The sequence below is a fragment of the Corynebacterium sp. ACRPH genome (assembly GCF_022347285.1).
In the GTDB taxonomy this organism is placed as follows: domain Bacteria; phylum Actinomycetota; class Actinomycetes; order Mycobacteriales; family Mycobacteriaceae; genus Corynebacterium.
In genome coordinates this window covers 186186-205882 of sequence record NZ_JAKRND010000001.1, presented here as the reverse complement: position 1 = coordinate 205882, position 19697 = coordinate 186186, and the positions used below count along the sequence as shown (strand labels likewise).

13 protein-coding genes are annotated in these 19697 nt (G+C 62.5%); 11 read left to right on the top strand and 2 right to left on the bottom strand.

What is annotated here, in order from left to right; translation table 11 throughout:
* The first annotated feature begins 36 nt into the window (after positions 1-36).
* The 6 genes from yajC to MHX66_RS00895 all read left to right on the top strand — a co-directional run bounded on the left by yajC (position 37) and on the right by MHX66_RS00895 (position 8467).
* Positions 37-351, top strand: a complete 315-nt coding sequence (yajC, locus tag MHX66_RS00920; RefSeq protein ID WP_239198599.1) for a preprotein translocase subunit YajC — start codon at positions 37-39, stop codon at positions 349-351.
* A gap of 113 nt (positions 352-464) precedes the next feature.
* Complete coding sequence (gene secD / locus MHX66_RS00915; protein ID WP_239198596.1) at positions 465-2372, top strand: protein translocase subunit SecD; 1908 nt, start codon at positions 465-467, stop codon at positions 2370-2372.
* A 60-nt stretch (positions 2373-2432) separates the two neighbouring features.
* Positions 2433-3695, top strand: coding sequence for a protein translocase subunit SecF (gene secF, locus MHX66_RS00910; RefSeq protein ID WP_255717064.1), 1263 nt, complete (start codon positions 2433-2435; stop codon positions 3693-3695).
* A gap of 96 nt (positions 3696-3791) precedes the next feature.
* Complete coding sequence (locus MHX66_RS00905) at positions 3792-5438, top strand: ABC transporter substrate-binding protein (protein WP_239198593.1); 1647 nt, start codon at positions 3792-3794, stop codon at positions 5436-5438.
* Between the two features lie 96 nt (positions 5439-5534).
* A complete protein-coding gene (locus tag MHX66_RS00900; protein ID WP_239198590.1) occupies positions 5535-6125 on the top strand; it encodes an adenine phosphoribosyltransferase in 591 nt (196 codons plus the stop codon).
* A 74-nt stretch (positions 6126-6199) separates the two neighbouring features.
* The gene (locus tag MHX66_RS00895) at positions 6200-8467 is read left to right on the top strand and encodes a bifunctional (p)ppGpp synthetase/guanosine-3',5'-bis(diphosphate) 3'-pyrophosphohydrolase (RefSeq protein WP_304504305.1); all 2268 of its coding nucleotides are present in this window, start codon (positions 6200-6202) and stop codon (positions 8465-8467) included.
* 22 nt (positions 8468-8489) lie between these two features.
* On the opposite strand, the gene MHX66_RS00890 is transcribed toward MHX66_RS00895, so the two are convergent.
* Entirely contained in the window at positions 8490-9356 is an 867-nt protein-coding gene (locus MHX66_RS00890) for a peptidylprolyl isomerase (RefSeq protein WP_239198587.1), read from the bottom strand.
* A 113-nt stretch (positions 9357-9469) separates the two neighbouring features.
* Here MHX66_RS00890 and MHX66_RS00885 point away from each other — a divergent pair, with 113 nt between their 5' ends.
* The 4 genes from MHX66_RS00885 (at position 9470) to MHX66_RS00870 (ending at position 16785) form a co-directional block, all read left to right on the top strand.
* Positions 9470-10144 (top strand): MBL fold metallo-hydrolase, encoded by a 675-nt coding sequence (locus MHX66_RS00885; protein WP_239198584.1) that lies wholly within the window; start codon positions 9470-9472, stop codon positions 10142-10144.
* Positions 10145-10166: 22 nt separating this feature from the next.
* Positions 10167-11507, top strand: coding sequence for a histidine--tRNA ligase (gene hisS, locus MHX66_RS00880; protein WP_239198581.1), 1341 nt, complete (start codon positions 10167-10169; stop codon positions 11505-11507).
* A gap of 250 nt (positions 11508-11757) precedes the next feature.
* Positions 11758-13896 carry a bifunctional UDP-sugar hydrolase/5'-nucleotidase gene (locus MHX66_RS00875; RefSeq protein ID WP_239198578.1) on the top strand — a complete coding sequence of 713 codons (2139 nt, stop codon included), beginning with the start codon at positions 11758-11760 and terminating at the stop codon, positions 13894-13896.
* An 84-nt stretch (positions 13897-13980) separates the two neighbouring features.
* Positions 13981-16785 carry an ExeM/NucH family extracellular endonuclease gene (locus MHX66_RS00870; protein ID WP_239198575.1) on the top strand — a complete coding sequence of 935 codons (2805 nt, stop codon included), beginning with the start codon at positions 13981-13983 and terminating at the stop codon, positions 16783-16785.
* Positions 16786-16827: 42 nt separating this feature from the next.
* Here the strand turns inward: MHX66_RS00870 and MHX66_RS00865 are convergent, their stop codons facing one another.
* A complete protein-coding gene (locus tag MHX66_RS00865; protein ID WP_347933862.1) occupies positions 16828-17787 on the bottom strand; it encodes a neutral zinc metallopeptidase in 960 nt (319 codons plus the stop codon).
* A 100-nt stretch (positions 17788-17887) separates the two neighbouring features.
* Here MHX66_RS00865 and aspS point away from each other — a divergent pair, with 100 nt between their 5' ends.
* On the top strand, positions 17888-19690 hold the full coding sequence (gene aspS, locus MHX66_RS00860) for an aspartate--tRNA ligase (RefSeq protein ID WP_239198572.1): 1803 nt from the start codon (positions 17888-17890) through the stop codon (positions 19688-19690).
* Positions 19691-19697: the final 7 nt, after the last annotated feature.

The window sequence follows — 19697 nt, the reverse complement described above, 5'->3', positions numbered from 1 at the left end:
GAGGATGTGGAACGGGCATATGGCAAAATTGTCACTATGCCATTTGAAATTATTCTCATCGTCCTTGTCCTACTTGTGTTCGTCGGCTTGCCGCTGGTCCAGATCCGCAAGCAGAACAAGCGGATTCAGCAGATCCGCCAGTTTCAGGATCAGCTGGGCCCGGGCATGGTCGTAAAGACCACCTCCGGCCTCCACGGCCGCGTGGTCCACGTGGGGGATACGACCGTCGACCTGGAGATCGCGACAGGCGTGGTGACCACCTGGGAGAAGGTTTCCATCCTGGAGACCGTCGACTCTGTGGAGCCGGGCTCGCAGCAAGAGACGCAGCTGACCGAAGAAAAAGAAGACTAACTAGCTGGTTCGGTATTCCGTTTGTCCGAACCCAGGCGTTAGTATCACGGGGTTAGATTTTTTAGTACACCGGCCGCGCGTGTTCGCGGCTGGATTGCAGGAGACTTAAAGCGGTGGCAAAGAAGAAAAAGAGAACTGCTGCACAGGGCGGCTTCGCGTGGCCGAAGCGGGCGCTCGCCGCATTCGTGGTGCTCGTCCTCATCGTACTGGGCTTGATCATGTTTACGGGAAACAAATCCTTCGAGCCCAAGCTGGGTATCGACCTGCAGGGCGGTACCCGAGTGACGTTGGTTCCGCAGGGGGATACGCCCACGCCGGATCAGCTGAGCCAGGCGCGCACCATTCTGGAAAACCGCGTGAACGGCATGGGCGTTTCCGGTGCCTCCGTGGTGACCGACGGCAACAACCTGGTCATTACCGTTCCTGGATCGGACGCGGGCGAGGCGCGCTCGTTGGGCAAGACCTCGCAGCTGCTGTTCCGCCCCGAATCGCAGCCGGGGCAGCCCAGCAAGGACTTCCCACAGGCCTTGAAGAAGATGGCGAACCGCTGGGTGGAGAACGGAATTATCACCCCAGAATTCGCCAACGAGCGCCTTGGGCAAATGGTTAAGGCATTCCCACAGCTCGGCCTGGAGGATGCGCCGAAGGAACTGAAGGTCTCCGCCAAGCCACCGGCGGAGCCAAAGGATTCTGTCGAGGAGCAGGAACGCCGCGACAAGCAGGTCGAGGTGCTGAAGGCAGACCGCCAGAGCATGGACGGAAACAAACAACAGGCAGCCGGTGCGCTGCTGGACTGTGAAGCTAACGATCCCATGGCAGGCTCCGACGATGCGGACAAGCCGTTGGTCACCTGTAGCGACCAGGGCCCCATGGTTCTGGGCCCGGCGCCGCTGCTGAAAGGCGAGACCGACGAGAAGAACGGCGAGCGCCTGACCGGCGAGATGATCGACACGAACTCGCAGATCACCGGCGGCCTGCAACCGAATTCGGCGCAGATGGCCATCACCTTCAAGTTCAAGACCGGCGAGCAGACCCCGGGTGGCGAGACCTGGTACGCACTCGGCCAGCAGATGATGGGCAAGCGAGTGGCCATCACCCTGGACTCCAAGGTCATTTCCGCACCTGAGATCCAGTCGCCGACGCCCCCGGGCGAGGTCTCCCAGATCACGGGTAGCTTCTCCGAAAAGGAAGCCCAGGATCTGGCCAATAACCTGCGCTACGGCGCGCTGCCGCTGAGCTTCGTCGGTGAGAACGGCGAGCCGGGTGGCACTACCACCACGATCTCCCCATCGCTGGGTGCCGCCTCCCTGAAGGCCGGCATCATCGCCGGTCTGGTGGGCCTGGTTTTGGTTGGCCTGTACGCACTGGCCTACTACCGCGGTCTGGGTGTTGTGGCCATCGTGTCCCTCGTCGCGGCGTTCGCCCTGGTGTACGGATTCATTGTTCTGCTGGGGCGTTGGATTGGCTACAGCCTGGATCTGGCGGGCATCGCCGGCCTGATTATCGGCCTGGGCACCACGGCCGACTCCTTCGTGATCTACTTCGAGAGGATCAAGGACGAGATCAAGAACGGCGCTACGTTCCGCTCCGCAGTGCCACGCGCCTGGCAGCGGGCCCGCAGCACCATCGTCACGGGTAACATCGTCTCCCTGATCGCCGCCGTGATTCTGTACTTCTTGGCTGTCGGAGACGTCAAGGGCTTCGCGTTCACCCTGGGTCTGACGACCGTGTTCGACCTGGTGGTGGCGTTCCTGCTGACCGCCCCGCTGCTGATCCTGATGTCCCGCCGACCGCACTTCGCCTCGCCGAAGCTTAACGGCCTGGGCGCGGCCTACCGCGTTGCGGAGCGCAAGTACGGGCGGAAGCCCCACGAGCGCGCCGTGCGGGCTAAGTCGGCCAAGAAGGCTGATAAGGCCGACAAGGCAGAGAAGCCAGAGAAGGCTGAAGACCCGGATGATTCGCAATCTAAGGCGTCCACAAAGGCAGACACCCCGGCCACCGACGACAAGGAGGGGAAGTAAGTGAGTAACCCCGAAACCCTAAGCGTGAAAGAGTCCGAGGCCGTGGAGTCCGCGGAGCTTTTGGCGGCCGAAGCCACCCCGGTCGACGCGCCCGATACCGAGGCGGCGGGCTTCTTCGAGAAGCTCTATAACGGCAACGGCGGGTTCGCCATTGTGCAGAACCGCGGTCGCCTCTATGGCATCCTCGTCGCGGTGGTAGTAGCTTGTCTGCTGTCCATCCTGGTGCGCGGCTTCTCGCTGGGCATCGACTTCGAGGGCGGTACGCGCATGACGATGCCACCGGCAGGCGGGGCCACCGAATCTAGCGTTTCCGAGGTCTTCGAGGAGGCCACGGGCATCGCCCCGCAGTCCACTCAGACTGTCGGTAGCGGTGATGCCGAGTCCATCGAGATCACCTCCGAGCGCCTGAGCGAGGAGCAGATCCGCGAGGCCCGCTCGGCGCTGTTTAACGAGTACCACCCGAAGAACAATGTGGGCGAAGTAACCCAGGATGCGATTAGCGATTCCACCGTCTCCGAGTCGTGGGGTAGCAGCATCACCAAGAAGATGCTCATTGCCTTGGGCGTATTCCTGCTGGCGGTGTTCCTCTACATCGCGGTCCGCATGGAGCGCGACATGGCCGCCGCGGCCATCATCTGTCTGCTGATCGACCTCACTGTCGTCTCCGGTATCTACGCGCTGGTCGGCTTCGAGGTTTCGCCCGCTACCGTGATCGGCCTGCTGACCATCCTGGCGTACTCGCTCTACGACACGGTCGTGGTGTTCGACAAGGTGCAGGAAAACACGTCCGGCCTGTTTGGCTCGACGCGCGCCACCTATGCCGAGGAAACGAACCTCGCCATCAACCAGACGATCATGCGCTCGATCAACACATCCATCTTCTCCCTCGTGCCGATTGCCTCGCTGCTGATCGTGGCCGTGGGCATCATGGGTGTGGGCACGCTGAAGGATCTTGCTCTGGTGCAGTTCATCGGCGTGATCGCCGGTACGTTTAGCTCCATCTTCTTCGCTGCACCGCTGCTAGTGACGTTCAAGATGCGCCAGCAGAAGTACAAGCAGCACGAGGCTCGAGTAGAGCGCGCCCGTTCCCTCGCGGTGTCGAAGGAGGGTTCTTCTGATGAGGACGCCGCCGTGGAGACTGCCGAAGACACCAGCGAAAAGGTGAGCGTTTCCGCCGCAGGCGCGGATGCAGACGAGGCGAAGAAGGCCGGAAAGCGTAGTGTATCCAGCCCGAATGCCCGCCTGGCAGATGATTCCACGGAGGACTTCAAGCGCGAGACCCACAACGAAGATGCCGGAAGGTCCTGGCGCCCTGGCATGTAGCTGGGAAAATCCGCAGGCCCTAAACGTTTAGATGTGTTGGAAGAAGGAAGGCGACCAGTGAACCGCAAGCGGCATGCAGTACGGTCTACCGCAGCCTTGACGCTAACCGCAGCCCTGGCTACTGCCGGGCTGGCTGCCTGCTCCGGGGACTCCCCGCTGAGTAACCCTCCGGAGCAGTTTGGGTACGTGCTCACGAGCGACCTGGTGACTTCCAACGCGGGCACGACGGTGGGGGTGGCGACGGATGCCGCGAAGGTTTCCGCCCGCCTCTACCCGGGAGCTTTCATCGCCGGGCCGCGCGGACAGAACCTGCCGAATGGCGACTTGGTGACGGCTAAGCCGGCCCCCGGGAATCCTCGACAGGTGGACTACACCATCAACGAGAAGGCCACCTACTCGGATTCAAAGCCGGTGGTCTGCGATGACTTTCTGCTGAGCTTGCAGGCCAACTCTCGCCCGGATCTCTTCGGCTCTGACATGCCGTTGTTCGGCCAGGTGGAGAAGATTGATTGCGCAGCGGGCGCCAAGCAGTTCAGTGTGCACTTCGCCGACAAGCGAGGTGAACGTTACCGCGAGCTGTTCGGTCCAGGCACGGTGCTGCCTTCCCATACCGTGGCCGAGAAGGCCGGGGTGGAGGACGTTGTATCCGCCATTGAAAATAAGGACGAACAAGCGCTGACGGAGCTGGGTAAGGCCTGGCAGGATGTGTTCACCTTCTCGAAAACTGATCCTTCTCGGGTGCCGACCTCCGGGCCGTACAAGATTACCGCGCGGAAGGTAGATGGCTCGCTGAAGCTGGAGAAGAATCCCGAGTGGAACGGCGTGGAACCCGCCCAGTCTCCGGTGTACCTCTGGCCGCAGGGGGCGGACGTAAAGGAGCTGGCGGAGCACAATCAGCTTTCCGTGGTGGATACTAACCGCGGCGCCGGGGAAACCCCTGGCAAGGTGGCCGAGGAGTTCGGGCTAAACGGTGATGAGTTCCGCGTGGTTGAGAGCAACTCGGAGCGCGTGGATACTCTGCGGATCTCCGACCTGGGCCCGCTGCAAGCCCCCGAGACTCGCAAGGCCCTGAATGCCTGTATCGACCGCGAGGCTATCGCTAAGGCCGTGGAGGAGGAGGCCGGCGCCGCTGTGCAGCCAACCGGCCTGCGGGTGATCGGCACTGAGCACCCGCTACGCGCCTACTTGGACGACATCAATGGGCGGAACACCAAGGTCAATGTCGATGCGGCTCGCTCTAAGCTCGACGGGATGACTATCCGCCTGGGCTTCCTCGATTCGGTGCCGCGGTATAAGAAGATTGTTGACGCCCTTAAGTCCCAGTGCGCCAAGGCAGGGGTAAACATTGAACCCGTGCCCCGCTCGGCCGATGACTACGGCCTGCTGGGCGTGGATTACGACGTTGCCCTCGACACCCGTTCCGCTAACGGTCGGAATTCGGCGGTGAACGCCACGCCGGGCTCCGGGCTCAAGGAGATCCGGGGTGCGGAGACTGCGTTGGCTGACGACGCCATGACCCTGCCGCTGGTCACCGAGCCGCGCACCATCCTGGCCGAGGTTCATGCGGCTAACATTCTGGATAGCTCCTCGGATACTGGGGTGAGCTGGAATATGGATCGCTGGGTGGAGTCCGACGAGCCAGTGGCGACCGGCCGTGCCTCTGACGAAGGCAGCGACGGGGCAGAGGGAACGGACGCTAGTGAGCCCCCCGTAGCTCCCGAAGAGGAAGAACCCAGCAAGTAAGCCCCCACCTGTAAGGCTGGCTGGGGCGTTAAGGTAGGAAATGCCCGTGCCGCCGCAGATCCCTCGCAGCCAAAAGAGAGAAAGAGACCCAAGAGCTTGACTTCCGCCTCCCACGCCGACCACGCCGGCCAAGACAGCAAACCGCAGCGAGCAGAAAGCGCGGCGAGCGCATTGCGCCGCAGCATCCGGGTTGTCCCGGACTTTCCCTCGCGAGGCATTGTTTTCGAAGACCTGACCCCCGTGCTGGCAGATCCGCATTCTTTCAAGCTCTTGGTGCAAGACCTGGCGGAGCACTGCCGCAATTTTGACATCGATCTGATCGGCGGATTGGATGCCCGCGGCTTCCTGCTCGGAAGTGCCGTCGCCTACGAGCTGGGCGTGGGCATCCTGGCAGTTCGAAAAGGCGGCAAACTGCCGCCCCCTGTCCACCATGTGGACTACGCTTTGGAGTACGGCACGGCCTCACTAGAGATCCCGGCTGACAACGCGATCCCGCTGCAGGGCAAGAACGTCTTCCTCATCGACGACGTGCTCGCTACGGGCGGTACGCTCGCTGCCTCGCGCGAGCTGTTGGAAAACGCCGGGGCAAAGGTCTGCGGACTCGGCGTGGTGCTCGAAGTATCCGCGTTGGACGGTCGCGATCGTCTGAAGGATCTTCCGCTCTACGTGGTCGACCAGGCCGTCTGATAGCCCTCAGGGGTAATTGGCGCAGGTGGCGTCAATAAAGAGAAGAGAAGAAACAGGCAGGACTTTAAGCGGCTATGAGCAACGAGAAGGGTTCGCTGTGGATGGCGGCTCGCATTGCGCGAAGCCTCACCGGCACCGGTAAGCCAAAGATCAACCCGGTACTGGGGCCGCTCATTTCCGTGCACAGGCGCTTTCACCCACGCGCCGACCTCGCCCTGCTGAACCGCGCTTATGCCACCGCCGAGAAGCTGCACGAGGGCGTGAAGCGCAAGTCCGGCGAGCCCTACATCACGCACCCGCTGGCGGTGGCGACGATCGCCGCGGAGATCGGCATGGACACAACCACCGTGGTAGCGGCGCTGCTGCACGACACGGTGGAGGATACGGACTACTCCCTGGAGGAGCTCTCCCGCGACTTCGGCAGCGAGGTCTCCCGCCTGGTGGACGGCGTGACGAAGCTGGACAAGGTGGTGCTGGGATCCGCGGCGGAGGCGGAGACCATCCGCAAGATGATCGTCGCCATGGCGGAGGATCCGCGCGTGCTGGTGATCAAGGTCTCCGACCGCCTGCACAACATGCGCACCATGCGCTTCCTGCCGCCGGAGAAGCAGGCGAAGAAGGCGCGCGAGACGCTCGAGGTTATTGCCCCGCTGGCCCACCGCCTGGGCATGGCGACTGTGAAGTGGGAGCTGGAGGATCTGGCTTTCGCCATCCTCTACCCGAAGAAGTACGACGAGATCGTGCGCCTGGTTGCCGACCGCGCCCCGAAGCGCGACCAGTACCTGGCGAAGGTGAAGCAGGAGATCGAGCTGGCCATGTCGCGCAGTTCGCTGCACGCCACTGTGGAGGGCCGCCCGAAGCACTACTGGTCGATCTACCAGAAGATGATCGTCCGCGGCCGCGACTTCGACGAGATCTTTGACCTGGTGGGCGTGCGCATCCTGGTGGATAGCGTGCAGGATTGCTACGCGGCTGTGGGTGCCATCCACACCCTATATCAGCCGATGCCGGGGCGGTTCAAGGACTATATTTCCTCCCCGCGCTTCGGCGTGTACCAGTCGCTGCACACCACCGTGATCGGCCCGGACACTAAGCCGCTGGAAGTGCAGATCCGCACCCACGAGATGCACCACAACGCCGAATACGGCATCGCGGCGCACTGGCGATACAAGGAAACCCGCGGCAACAACAACAGCGAGTCCGCAGAGGTGGACCAGATGGCGTGGATGCGCCAGCTGCTGGACTGGCAGAAGGAGGCCGCGGATCCGAACGAGTTCCTGGATTCGCTGCGCTACGATCTGTCGACGAACCAGATCTTCGTGTTCACGCCGAAGGGCGATGCCATTACGTTGCCGAACGGTTCCACGCCGATCGACTTTGCCTATGCGGTGCACACGGAGATCGGGCACCGTTGCATTGGTGCGAAGGTCAACGGCAAGCTGGTGGCGCTGGAATCCAAGCTGAACACCGGCGACAAGGTGGAGGTCTTTACCTCCAAGGACCAGAACTCCGGGCCGTCGAAGGACTGGATGAATATCGTCGTTTCGCCGCGCGCGAAGACGAAGATCCGCCAGTGGTTCGCCAAGGAGCGCCGCGAGGAGGCGGCGGAGAAGGGGCGCGACCTGCTGGCCGCCGAAGCGCAGCGGGGTGGCCTGGCGGTGCACCGCCTGTTTACTCACGAATCCCTGCGCCTGCTGGCCAGCGACATGAACTACCAGGATGTCGAGGCGCTCTACACGGCCATTGGACGGGGAGAGGTCACTGCCGGGCACGTCTGCCACCGCCTGGTTGAGGGGATGGAGCCGGAATCCGAGGCCGATGATGTTCTGCAGTCGGGCTCGGCGACCTCGAAGATTGCGAACACCCCGCAGGAAGGCCGCGGCGATGGTTCCGGCATTCTGGTGCAGGGCGAGGCGGATTTCTCCGCGAAGCTGGCGAAGTGCTGCACCCCGGTGCCGGGCGATAAAATCTTCGGGTTCATCACCAAGGGCGGTGGTGTAAGCGTGCACCGCACGGACTGCACCAACGCTGAGAAGCTGCACCAGGAGTCGCAGCGGATCATCGAGGTCTCGTGGGCCAGCAGCTTCCACAATGCGGTGTTTATGGTCACGATCCAGATCGAGGGGCTGGATCGCAACGGTTTGCTCTCTGATGTGACGCGCGTGGTCTCTGACCAGAAGGTGCCGATCATCGCCACGAACTCGCACACCGCGGGCGATAGAGTGGCGACGATCCGCTTCACCTTCGAGGTGTCGGATACGAAGCAGCTGGGCTACATGATGAACCAGCTGCGAAACGTCGAGGGTGTCTACGACGTCTATCGCGTCACGACGGGCGGCTAGCCCAGAAGGCTAGCCCAGCAAACTAACCCAGCACCGCAGACTCGATGTTGATGTCCTCGGACGGGGAGGCATCGCCCTCAGGCGCCTTTTCCATCAGCTTGTCCAGCACCTTCAATCCGGCCTCGTCGATGGTGCCGAAGACGTTGTAGCTCGGCGGCAGGGTGGTGTCGCCGGTGACCAGGAAGAACTGGCTGCCGTTGGTATCCGGGCCGCTGTTGGCCATCGCCAGGGTGCCGCGCTTGTAGTTGACCGGGGAGTCGGCCTTGTCCTCGTCCACGCCATTGCTCGGGAATTCATCCGCGAAGGAGTAGCCCGGGCCGCCTGCGCCGGTACCCTCGGGATCGCCGCACTGCAGGATCGTCATGGAATCGGACTTCACGGAGCGGTGGCACTTGGTGGAGTCATAGAACTTCTTCTCTACCAGGTGCTTGAAGGAGTTGGTGGAGCACGGGGACTTGTCGTTGGCCAGCTCCAGGCCGACCTTCTGGCCGTTCATGGTCAGGGTGACCTTCTCGGTTCCCTTGGCAGTCACGTCCTCGCCGTTGGGCAGTCCGGCGTCGCTGAGCTCGCCCTCCGGATCCTTCTTGTACTCGCACTTCACCGTGTCACCGTAGGGCTCCTTGGGGCCTGCCGGCAGCGCCACGGGCTTCACATCCGGCTCTTCGGACTGCTGCTGCTCGCTCTCGGCGACCTGGTCTTCCTCTTCGTCAGAGGAGTAGGTGGCGGCGAACCAGATTCCGCCGACGATGACCACCAGCACGGCGAGGGTTGCTGCGACCACGCCCAGCGGCGCGATTTTGGCCTTGCGCTCGCGGGACTTTAGAGCTTTCTCTAGCTCCGACAGCGCCTGGTCACGCTGGGCCGCGTTCGGGTAGTTGTTGTCAGACACGTTTTTCTAGGACCTTTCTTGTGCTAGATACGGTGCTCCATTATGCCCTACGTACTGGCCGATTCGGGTGAAGGGGCACGGGCTCGTTGCTGTTTTCGCTAGGGTTTAGTGGCATGAGCACAGACGCAACCCTCCTGCCGGATACGACGCAGATCCTTTCTTTTCCTGCCGGCCCTTTCGAAACCAATTGCTATGTGGTGATTGATGGTTCGGACGCCACCAGCGGGGAAAACTCCCCGGCGGTCGTTATAGACCCGGGGTTGGGGGCGTTCGAGAACATCCAAAGGCTCGCCGAGGAGCACAAGTTCTTCGTCGAGAAGGTCGTTCTGACCCACGGGCACATCGACCACATCCGCGACGCGGGAGCGTTCGGGGTGCCGGTGTACGTCCACGAGTTGGATCGCTTCATGCTAGAGATGGATCAGTCCGCCGGCCCGCTGGCGCAGCCCTTCGACGTTGCGAACATGCCGGCGATTGAGGACATTCGTCACCTGGGAGATTCCATCAGTATTGGCGGCGCGGAGTTCGAGATTCATCACATGCCGGGCCACTCACCGGGGCATGTCATGTTCCGCGCGAATGGGCTGATCTTCGGCGGCGATGTGCTGTTCCGCGGGGGAGTGGGCCGCACCGACCTTCCGGGATGCTCGCCCGAGGACATGATGCTGAGCCTCAAGAAGCTCACCACCGATTTCGCCGACGAGGACATTGTGCTGCCGGGGCACGGCCCGCACACGACCATCGGGGAGGAAAAGCGCACCAATAGCTTTCTGGCGGCAGTGCAATAGCCGTTTAGTAGACTGTTTACTTGTGACTGAGAGCGAGAAGAAGCAACAGAAGTCCCAGAAGGCTCAGAAAGACAAGGCCGAGAAGTTTAAGGCGCTCAGCGCGCCGAAGGGCGTGCCGGACTACGTGCCGCCAACATCGGCGGAGTTCAAGGCGGTCAAGGATGCGTTCACCTCCGCCGCGCACGCCGCAGGCTACGAGCACGTGGAGCTGCCGATCTTCGAGGAGACCTCTCTGTTCGCCCGTGGCGTCGGCGAATCCACCGACGTCGTGTCGAAGGAAATGTACACCTTCGCCGACCGGGGCGGCCGTTCGGTGACCCTGCGGCCGGAGGGCACGGCGGGCGTCATGCGTGCCGTCATTGAGCACAACCTGGACCGCGGCCAGCTCCCCGTCAAGCTGGTCTACAACGGCCCCTTCTTCCGCTACGAGCGCCCCCAGGCCGGCCGCTACCGCCAGCTGCAGCAGGTGGGTGTGGAGGCTATCGGCGTGGACGACCCGGCTCTGGACGCCGAGGTTATCGCACTGGCGCACCGCTGCTTTACCTCAATCGGGTTGAACGGCTTTCGTCTGGAGCTGACCAGCCTGGGCGACTGGGACGACCGCCCCGCTTACCGGCAGAAGCTGCAGGACTTCCTGTCCACGCTGCCGCTGGACGAGGAGACCGAGCGTCGCGCGCAGCTGAATCCGCTGCGCGTCCTGGACGATAAGCGCCCCGAGATGCAGGAGATGCTGGCCGAGGCTCCCTTGATGCTGGACCACCTCAGCGATTCCTCCCGCGAACACTTCGAGACCGTGACCGGGCTGCTGGACGACCTGGGCGTGGGTTACACCATCAACCCGCGGATGGTGCGCGGCCTGGACTACTACACGAAGACCTGCTTTGAGTTCGTCCACGACGGCCTGGGCGCACAGTCCGGCATCGGTGGCGGTGGCCGCTACGACGGCCTGATGGCTCAGCTGGGCGGGCAGGATCTTTCCGGAATCGGCTTCGGGCTGGGAGTTGATAGGGCGTTGCTGACGCTCGAAGCGGAGGAGAAGAGGGCGTCAACAGGAAGAAGGGTCGATGTCTACGGCGTGGCACTCGGCGCGGAGGCCAAGCGGCGGATGGTGGGCATCGTGGACGACCTGCGTGAGCGTGGGGTCGCCGCCGATATGTCCTACGGCGACCGCGGGCTGAAGGGAGCCATGAAGGGCGCCGACCGTGCTGGTGCGCTGTATGCCCTGGTGCTGGGGGATAAGGAGCTGGCCGAGGGCACGGTGACGGTGAAGGATCTCGGCGCTCACGAACAGCACGAGGTGGATCTGACCGCCGTCGTGGAGCTGCTGGCCGAGAAGACGGCAGAAAAAACTGCTGGCGTCTAGCAGAACGGCTGAGCTTAAGACCGAAGTAACACTGGTCACATCTGTACCCTCGCGTAACACTACGCGGGGGTATTTTTGATGAATTAAAGTTTAATACTTCCATTACTTTGCATGAAGTGCCTGGTCACAGCGTGATTTGCGCAAAGGATTGCGCGGACAAGAACAAGTAACGGTGGTTAGCTCTCCTTCGTTGCAGCACGCCCTTGCTGCGCAACCTTTAGTGATTTGTTTCAACGAGGAGAAACCCAAAGTGTTCAAGCTGTCTCGCCGCAGTTCCCGTGCCGTCATGACCCTGGCCATGGCGCCGACCCTGGCCCTCGCGGGGCTGAATGTTCCCGCGTACGCCGCCGAGGCTGACCAGGTTAGTCTTAACATCATCGGCGTCACCGACTTCCACGGCCACCTTTCCCAGGCTAAGGATCGCAAGGGAGAAATCAGCGAGCCCGGCGCGGCCGTGATGGCCTGCTACGTGAACAAGGAACGCGAAGGCAACCCGAACACCAGCTTCGTATCCGCAGGTGACAACATCGGTGGTTCTCCCTTCGAGTCCTCCATTCTGAAGGACAAGCCGACCCTCGATGCGCTGAACGCCATGGGACTAGAGGCTTCCGCCGTGGGTAACCACGAGTTCGATAAGGGCTGGTCAGACCTGAAGGATCGCGTAGGTGTTAACGGCGACAAGGATGCGAAGTTCCCCTACCTGGGTGCCAACGTCAAGGGAAGCGACATGGCGCCGTCCACGGTTATCGAAAAAGGCGGTGTGAAGATCGGATACGTCGGCACCATCACTGCGGACACCCCGAACCTGGTTTCTCCGGACGGCATCAAAGGCCTCAGCTTCTCCGAACCGGTGGCTGCGACTAACGCAGAAGCCAAGCGACTGAAGGAATCTGGTGAGGCGGACGTAGTCATCGGCCTGGTGCATGAGGGGATGGACAACACTAAATTCTCCCAGGACGTGGACGCAGTTATTGCCGGCCACACCCATGTGCTACGCAAGCTCGACGGTAAGCCAGTGCTGGTGCAGCCGGCCAACTACGGCATGGATCTGGCCGACATCGACATCGTTTACGACAAGGCAGCCAAGAAGGTTGTGTCCGTCACCGCCGAAAACCGCAGCGCCAAGGACATGATGGACGTATGTGGCGATACTCCGGATGAGGACGTGGCGAAGATCGTTTCCGCGGCAAAGGAATCGGCGAAAACCGAGGGCGAAAAGGTCGTTACCACCCTGAAGAACGACTTTTACCGCGGCGCAAACTCCGACGGCGAATCCGGCGGTAACCGCGGTACCGAGTCCTCTCTCAACTCGATGATCGCGGATGCCACCCTGTACGGCGTTAACAAGCTGACCGACTTGAAGGCCGACCTGGGCGTGATGAACGCTGGTGGCGTCCGCGCTGACCTGGCCTCGGGTGACGTGACCTACGCAGAGGCTTTCGCAGTTCAGCCTTTTGGCAACTCCCTGGGTGTTGTGGAGATCACCGGTGAGCAGCTGAAGCAGGCCCTCGAACAGCAGTGGAAGCCGGGCGGGGAGCGCGCAATGCTGGCGTTGGGCTTGTCCAAGAACGTGCAGTACGCATACGACCCGGATGCCGAGCAGGGCAAGCGCATCAGCTACGTTTCCGTCAATGGCAAGCCTCTTGACCCGAGCAAAAAGTACCGCGTGGCCGGGTCCAGCTTCCTGCTGAACGGTGGTGACAGCTTCGATGCATTCAAGGGCGGCAAGTTCCAGGACGCGGGTCAGATGGACATCGATGTGTTCAACCGCTACCTGAAGGATAATAAGGACATCGCCGTGCGCCCGAACCAGACCTCCGTCGGCGTTCAGCTGTCCGGCACTGCCGTGGATGAGGCGCAGATTTCCGATGAGGCCCTGCGCGGGAACGTGCTGGCTCCGACAAAGGACGTCACCGTCAATCTCAGCTCTCTGGCTTACACCGGCAAGGAAAAGAAGCCGACCACGGCGACCGCTAAATTCCTGCGCTGCGAGGGGGAGAAGGCCATCACCATCGGCGAGGCCTCAGCCAACACCGACAACACCATCACCGATGGCCTTGACGAAACCGGTAAGGCCAAAGTCAACCTGACTGTTCCAGAGGAGGCAGCGTTCCTGCAGATCACCACCGATGCTGGCTCTAAGCTCAACTATCCGATTTCGGTTGAGGGCAAGCTCGACGTCGATCGTGGCTGCGGTGCAACGTCGGACGAGAACTCGGGTGCAGAAGGCTCCCTATCCGGTTCCTCCACCGGCGGCATCATCGGCGCCATCCTGGGCATCCTCGCCTTGATCATTGGTGGTGCTACGGCCATCGCATGGGTGCAGAACAACGGTGGCGTTCCGACTCATGTCCTGCCGAAGTGGGCCCGCGACCTGCTGAAGATCTAACCCGCCGTAACCAAATCCCCAATCACATCTAGCTCCCGCTTCACCAGCGGGAGCTATCTTCACCAGAAAGCAGGATCTAGATCCATGAAGGCTCGTTTCAAGACCATCACCTCCGTGGCCACCTTCAGCGCGCTGGCCCTGGGAGCCAACGTCCTCACCGTCCCGACTGCCCTGGCTACCCCGGACGGCGATAACGTCGTCATCAGCGCTGTCTATGGCGGCGGCGGAAACAAGGGCGCGACCCTGAAGAACGACTACGTTGAGCTGTTCAACCCCACCGATAAGCCGATCGAACTCGATGGGTGGACCGTCCAGTACCTCTCCGCCAGCGGTAACAACAACGGCAAGCCGATCGCGCTATCCGGCACCATCCAGCCGAAGGGCTTCTATCTGATCAAGGGCGCTGCGGGTAAGGGCGGTACCCAGGATTTTGTTGCTGACGCCACCGGGGACGATTTGGCCATGGGCGGTACGAACGGCACCGTCGTCCTGGCTGACTCTTCCGAGAAGTGGGCCGCTGGAAACCCAGCAATCGACATCGTGGGTTATGGCAATGCGCAGGTGAACGAGACCGCTGGCACCGCGGCTCTCTCTAACACCACGGCTGCTGCCCGTAATGGAGATGGGAAGGACACCGACGACAACAGCGCCGACTTCACCGTCGGCGATCCGAAGCCGCGTTTCAGCGGTGGCGACGCCCTGGATCCGAACGCGGAAGCCCCGGACAATCCGGGTAACCCAGAAAACCCAGAGCAGCCGGAGAACCCGAAGCAACCTGGCGAACCGGAGCAGCCGGGAGACGCCGAGGAACACAAGATCTCCGATATTCAGGGAACGGGGGAGAAGTCCCCGCTGGTGGACAAGAAGGTCAAGACGGCCGGCTGGGTCACCGCAAGCTACCCTTCGGGTCGCCTGGATGGCTTCGTCATCCAGGAGGGCGGCGCGACACAGTTGCGTAAGGCTGGCGAAGCATCCCAGGCAGTGTTCGTCTACACCGGCAAGGGCGGCACCCCGGCGGACCTCGGCAAGTGCGTCGTAGTCACCGGCGAGGTGGGGGAGCACTACGAGTCCACCCAGCTCGGCTCTGCCGAGTACACCGAGTCCGACAACCCGTCAAAGGACTGCGGCGAGAAGCCGGAGCCGATCACGGATGCTGTTCCTTTGGACGAGGCGACCCGCGAGGCCAACGAGCACATGATGTTCCAGCCTTCCGCTACCTACACCGTCACCAACAACTACGAGCTGAACCAGTACGGTTCCGTAGATCTTGTGGAGGGTAACGAGCCGCTGTACCAGGCGACCTCCAAGGTGGCACCGGGGAAGGAAGCCCAGGACTATGAGGCCGAGAACGCCAAACGCGTAGTCACCCTCGACGACGGCGCTACGCTGAGTTTCTTCCGCAACAAGGATGCGCAGAACACCCCGCAGCCCTACCTGAAGACCGCCGAGGGCATCAAGTCCCTTCGCGCCGGCGACCAGGTGAGCTTCTCCCAGCCGACGGTGCTGTCCTATGGCTTCAACAAGTGGTCCCTGCAGCCAACCTCCCAGATCACGGGCGAAACCGCGCAGGCGGATCTGCCGATCAGCTGGGAGGACTCCCGCCCCGCCGAGGAGAACGGCCCCGAAGAGGTCGGCGGCAGCCACTCCATCGCCAGCTTCAACGTTCTGAACTACTTCACCGATCTGGGTCAGGATCAAGGCAACTGCGGCTCCTACAAGGATCGCGAGGGGAACCCTGTTACCGCCGACAAGTGCGACGTTCGCGGTGCCTACTCCGAGCAGGCGTTCAAGGATCAGCAGGCCAAGATCGTCAAGGCGATCAACACCCTGGATGTTTCGGTCCTGGGCTTGGAGGAGATCCAGAACTCCGCCAAGTTCGGCAAGGACCGCGACGCAGCGCTGAAGCACCTGGTCGACGAGCTCAACGCGGCCGGTGGCAAGTGGGAGTACGTTAAGAGCCCGGCCACAGTCGCCAAGAACGAGGATGTCATCCGCACGGCCTTCATCTACCAGCCGGACAAGGTCGAGCCGGTCGGGGAGTCCAAGATCCTCGACGTAGAGGCTTTCGACCAGATCGCTCGCCAGCCGCTGGCGCAGCAGTTCAAGAACAAGGGTGCGAAGGACGAGCAGGCTTTCGTCGCCGTCGTGAACCACTACAAGTCCAAGGGCAGCGTGGCTCGCGGCGACGCGGATAAGGGAGATGGTCAGGGCAACAACGCCCAGCTGCGCGCAGAAATGTCCAGCCAGCTCGTGAAGTGGCTGAGCGAAGACGCGGACTTCAAGGACAAGCCGCAGTTCATCCTGGGCGACTTCAACGCCTACGCGAAGGAGGATGCCATCCGCCTCATCGAGGAGGCCGGCTACACCAACCTCGAGACCAAATTCGACGCCGGCCATTCCTACCAATTCGGTGGCCGAGTGGGCTCCCTGGACCACGTCCTAGCCAACGAGAAGGCCACCGAGATGGCCACCGGCGCGGACGTGTGGGACATCAACGCCGACGAGTCAGTTGCCTTCGAGTACTCTCGCCGCAACTACAACGTAGTGGACTTCTACGAGCCGAACGTGTTCCGTGCCTCGGACCACGACCCGATCAAGGTGGGCTTCAACGCCCCGGGCGCGGCCCCGCAGCCAGGCCCGGCCCCTGACGACTCGACCAACCCGGACAAGCCGGGCGGGTCCTCGGGTTCCACTGGTTCCACCGGGTCCTTGGGTGGTTCCAAGACGGAGCTCAGCGGCTCCGCTAAGGCAGGCATCATCACCACGATCATCCTGGGCATTATCGGACTGGGCGCCGCCGGTGCGGGCCTGTGGGGATGGGTGAACCACCTGATCCCGGCCAGCGCAGTGCCGAACTGGCTGCGCCCGTACCTGCCACCGCAGCGTTAAGAGCGCTGCAGGCGGGGCGCCGCAGGGCTACGTGTGCGGGGCTTAGCGCTGGAAGTCCTGGTGGCAGGACTTCATGGTGCCGCCCTGGTAGCCGCGCATGAACCAGTCCACGCGCATTTCGGAAGACCCGTGAGTCCACTTGTCAGGATTTACTTCTTGTCCGGCGCTGGACTGGATGGCGTCATCGCCAATAGAGCGAGCAGTAGTGATGGCCTGCTCGACCTGCTCCTGGGTGAGGGGCTCCAACAGAGCGTCCTCGCCCTTGTCGGCGTTCTGGGCCCACACTCCGGCGTAGCAGTCGGCCTGGACCTCCATTTTCACCGCGTTGGAATCCTCACCCGGGTTATCGTAATCGCTCAAGCCCAGGGTGCCCTCCAGGTTCTGAATGTGGTGGCCGAACTCGTGGGCGGTGACGTACATCTGCGCGAATGGGCCGTTGGATCCACCCATTTGCTTCAGCTCGTCGAAGAATGGGACGGACATGTAGACCGTCTCGTCGCCGGGGCAATAGAACGGGCCGGTACTAGCGAGGTTCGCAGAGCCACAGCGGGTGCTGGTCTGCCCCTCGGCGAGCACCAGGCCCGGCTCGCTGTACTTCTTGCCAGCCTCCTCGGGCAGAGCCGAGCTCCAGAACTGGTCGACCGACTTCGCCGTGGCCAATACACGGCAATCGTCGTTGTTGTTGGCGTCTTCGGCAGTTTTGCAGTGCTCGAAGCCTTCGCCCGTGCGACTGTTGCTGACGCCCGCACGTTGATCCGCGCTGTTGTTCCCGCTCAGCATTCCCAATCCACCGTTGAAGAGGAACACGAGAACAGCGGCAACGATGATTCCGGGAATGCCGAAGCGGCGGGCGAGGGCGCCAAAAAGCAGGCCGGTGAACAAGCCGCCACCTCCACCCTGATTGCCACCCCCACCGCCGAAGCCGAATCCGCCCCCGCCGGATCCCGTGCCTCCGCGCTGCCCACGATCGGAATAGTTGTTCAGATTGTTGTTAAAAGTCACAAGTGAATCGTGCCATACCCGGGCGACGTATACACCCTATTGCGGACAAGGTAAGCTGTAAGGCCGAAAAGGCTAAAAATCGAGGAAGGACTATAGGAACGTGCTGCGCACACACCTGGCGGGCGAACTGCGCCCAGAGAATATTGGTGATGAAGTGACCCTGACCGGCTGGGTTGGTCGTCGACGCGACCACGGTGGCGTCATTTTCATCGACCTGCGCGACCGCAGCGGCGTGGCACAAGTCGTCTTCCGCGAGTCCGAGGTGGCGGAGCGTGCGCACGACCTGCGCAGCGAGTACTGCCTGAAGGTAACCGGCGTGGTCGAGGCTCGCCCGGAGGGTTCCGAGAACCCGAACCTGGCCTCTGGCGGCATCGAGGTCAACGTGTTCGCCCTGGAGGTTCTGAACGAGGCGGCGGCGCTGCCGTTCCAGATCGACGATCCGTCCTCCTCCGGCGAGGTGGGCGAGGAAACCCGCCTGAAGTACCGCTACCTGGATCTGCGCCGCAAGACCCAGGGCGATGCGCTGCGCCTGCGCTCCCGTGTTAACCAGGCTGCCCGCGGGGTTCTGGCCGAGCACGACTTCACGGAGATCGAAACCCCGACGCTGACCCGCTCCACCCCAGAGGGCGCCCGTGACTTCCTGGTGCCTGCACGCCTGCGCCCGGGCACGTTCTACGCCCTGCCGCAGTCCCCGCAGCTGTTTAAGCAGCTGCTGATGGTGGCTGGCATGGAGCGCTACTACCAGATCGCCCGCTGCTACCGCGACGAGGACTTCCGCGCCGACCGCCAGCCGGAGTTCACCCAGCTGGACGTCGAGATGTCCTTCGTGGACCAGGAAGACGTGATCTCTCTGGCAGAGGAGATCCTGGTGGCGATCTGGAAGGAGATCGGCTACGAGATCTCCACCCCGATCCCGCGCATGACCTACGCCGATGCCATGAAGTACTACGGCTCCGACAAGCCGGACCTGCGCTTCGACATCCAGATCACTGAGTGCACCGACTTCTTCAAGAACACCACCTTCCGCGTGTTCCAGAACGAATACGTCGGCGCAGTGGTCATGGAAGGCGGCGCAGACCAGCCCCGCCGCCAGCTGGATGCTTGGCAGGAGTGGGCTAAGCAGCGCGGCGCGAAGGGCCTGGCCTACATTCTGGTGGGCGAGGACGGCGAGCTGTCCGGACCGGTTGCCAAGAACATTACTGACGAAGAGCGTGCGGGCATTGCCGAGCACGTCGGTGCCAAGCCGGGCGACTGCATCTTCTTCGCCGCAGGCGAGACCAAGCCGTCCCGCGCCCTGCTGGGTGCTGCCCGCGGCGAGATCGCTAACAAGCTGGGCCTGATCAAGGAAGGCGACTGGGCCTTCACCTGGGTTGTTGACGCCCCACTGTTCGAGCCGGCTGCGGATGCCGCCGCGTCTGGCGACGTGGCCCTGGGTCACTCTGCCTGGACTGCAGTGCACCACGCCTTTACCTCCCCGAAGCCGGAGTACCTGGATACTTTCGACGAGAACCCGGGCGAAGCGCTGGCCTACGCCTACGACATCGTGTGTAACGGCAACGAGATCGGCGGCGGTTCTATTCGTATCCACCAGCCGGATGTGCAGGAGCGCGTGTTCAAGGTCATGGGCATCACCGAGGAGGAGGCCCGCGAGAAGTTCGGCTTCCTGCTGGATGCGTTTGCCTTCGGTGCCCCGCCGCACGGTGGTATCGCGTTCGGTTGGGACCGCATCGTCTCCCTGCTGGGCGGCTTCGATTCCATCCGCGACGTCATCGCCTTCCCGAAGTCCGGTGGCGGCGTGGATCCGCTGACCGACGCCCCGGGCGAGATCTCCGCGGAGCAGCGTAAGGAATCCGGTATCGATTTCAAGCCGAAGAAGGGCCCCAAGGGCCAGAAGGAAAAGTAGGCGAGTA

What these genes read in the sequence shown, in the direction of transcription:
- MHX66_RS00870 (WP_239198575.1), top strand. Translation starts at nt 13,981, where the DNA reads ATGAAGGCTCGTTTCAAGACCATCACCTCCGTGGCCACCTTCAGCGCG.
- MHX66_RS00895 (WP_304504305.1), top strand. Translation starts at nt 6,200, where the DNA reads ATGAGCAACGAGAAGGGTTCGCTGTGGATGGCGGCTCGCATTGCGCGA.
- MHX66_RS00885 (WP_239198584.1), top strand. Translation starts at nt 9,470, where the DNA reads ATGAGCACAGACGCAACCCTCCTGCCGGATACGACGCAGATCCTTTCT.
- yajC (WP_239198599.1), top strand. Translation starts at nt 37, where the DNA reads ATGCCATTTGAAATTATTCTCATCGTCCTTGTCCTACTTGTGTTCGTC.